This window comes from Nocardioides sp. P5_C9_2 (assembly GCF_054049555.1).
In genome coordinates this window covers 1-1,723 of record NZ_JBFUMD010000636.1, presented here as the reverse complement: position 1 = coordinate 1,723, position 1,723 = coordinate 1, and the positions used below count along the sequence as shown (strand labels likewise).

The window sequence follows — 1,723 nt, the reverse complement described above, 5'->3', positions numbered from 1 at the left end:
CGCTGGGACGGGGTTCCGCCCTCGGGCTCGGGATCGCGCTCACCTGGTTCAGCCTCCTGGTGCTCATCCCGTTGTCGGCGGTGGTGGTGGAGGCGACCGGGGGCGGGCTGGACACCTACGCGTCGGTCTTCACCAACCCGCAGACCTTCGACGCTCTCAAGCTCACCGTGCTCGCGTCCGCCACGATCACTGCGATCAACATCGTCATGGGCACGGTCATCGCCTACGTGCTGGTCCGGGACCGGTTCTGGGGCAAGGGCCTGCTCGACCTCCTCATCGACATCCCGTTCGCGATGCCGACGATCGTGGCCGGGCTGGTGCTGCTCGCCCTCTACGGCACGGGGGGCCCTCTCGGGCTGTCGGTCAACAACACCCCGACGGCTGTCTACCTGGCCATCGCCTTCGTCACCCTGCCTTTCGTGGTGCGGACGGTGCAGCCGGTCCTCGAGGAGCTCGAGACCGACGTGGAGGACGCTGCCGCCTCGCTCGGGGCGAGTCGCGCCACGACGTTCCGTCGGGTGATCCTGCCCTCGCTGACGCCGGCGATCTTCGCGGGCGCGGCGCTGTCCTTCGCCCGCGGCATCAGCGAATACGGCTCGATGGTGCTGCTCTCGGGGAACCTCGCGCACAAGACCGAGGTCGCATCGTTCCGGGTCAAGTCCATGCTGGAGGGCGACAACCGCCCCCAGGCGGCGGCCCTGGCGACGGTGCTGCTGGTCGTGGCGCTGGTGGCCATCGTGTTCCTCGACATCACACAGCGTCGGCTGGCTCGCCGTGGCTAGCCCGAGCCGCGCCGTGGGGGGTCGCTCCCGGCTGCTGACCTGGACGCTGCGGATCGTGGTCGTGACCTACCTCGGACTGCTCGTGGCCTGGCCGACCGCGCTCGTTGTCGCGCGCACCTTCGGCGATGGGCTCGAGGGCATCCGAATCGCGCTCGAGGACCCCGACGTCATGCACGCACTGATCCTCTCCGTCCAGGTCGCGCTCATCTCGGTGCTCCTCAACCTGATCTTCGGCGTCGGCATGTCACTCCTGCTCGTGCGCTACGACTTCTGGGGCAAGCGGGCGCTGTCTGCGCTGATCGACCTTCCGCTCGCGGTCTCCCCGATCGTGGTCGGCCTGGCCCTGGTGCTGGTCTACAACGGTCGCTACGGCTGGTTCGGGCCCTTCCTGGAGGACCACGGCTTCCAGGTCACCTTCGCAATGCCGGGCATCGTGATGGCCACGACCTTCGTCGCCCTGCCGCTGGTCATCCGCGAGGTGGTGCCGGTGCTCGAGGAGATAGGCACCGACCAGGAGCAGGCTGCCCGGAGCCTCGGCGCCAGCGGTGCCCAGACGTTCTGGCGCATCACCCTGCCCGGCATCCGCTGGGCCGTCGTCTACGGCGTCGTGCTGTCCCTGGCGCGCTCGCTCGGCGAGTTCGGTGCCGTGCAGGTCGTCGCCGGCAACGTCGGCGGGTCCACCCAGACTGCCCCCCTTCTCGTCCAGGCCAAGTATCAGGGCTTCGCCGAGCAGACGGCGTACTCCATGTCTTTCATGCTTGTCTTCGCTGCCGTCATCTGCCTGGGCGTCGTCGCCCTGATCCGTCCAAAGGAGAACCGCTCGTGAGTATCGAGGTCACAGGAGTCAGCAAGAAGTTCGGGGACTTCGTCGCCCTCGACGACGTCACCGTTTCGCTGCCGACGGGACAGCTCACCGCCCTGCTCAGCTCACCGCCCTGCTC

2 protein-coding genes are annotated in these 1,723 nt (G+C 68.3%); both read left to right on the top strand.

The genetic code is table 11. The annotated features are described in order from the left end of the window. Positions 1-2 precede the first annotated feature (2 nt). A complete protein-coding gene (gene cysT, locus ACXJKL_RS20485; protein WP_457208836.1) occupies positions 3-782 on the top strand; it encodes a sulfate ABC transporter permease subunit CysT in 780 nt (259 codons plus the stop codon). Then, the gene (locus ACXJKL_RS20480) at positions 775-1,608 is read left to right on the top strand and encodes a sulfate ABC transporter permease (protein ID WP_457208835.1); all 834 of its coding nucleotides are present in this window, start codon (positions 775-777) and stop codon (positions 1,606-1,608) included. The genes cysT and ACXJKL_RS20480 overlap by 8 nt, the downstream gene beginning before the upstream one ends. Positions 1,609-1,723 lie beyond the last annotated feature (115 nt).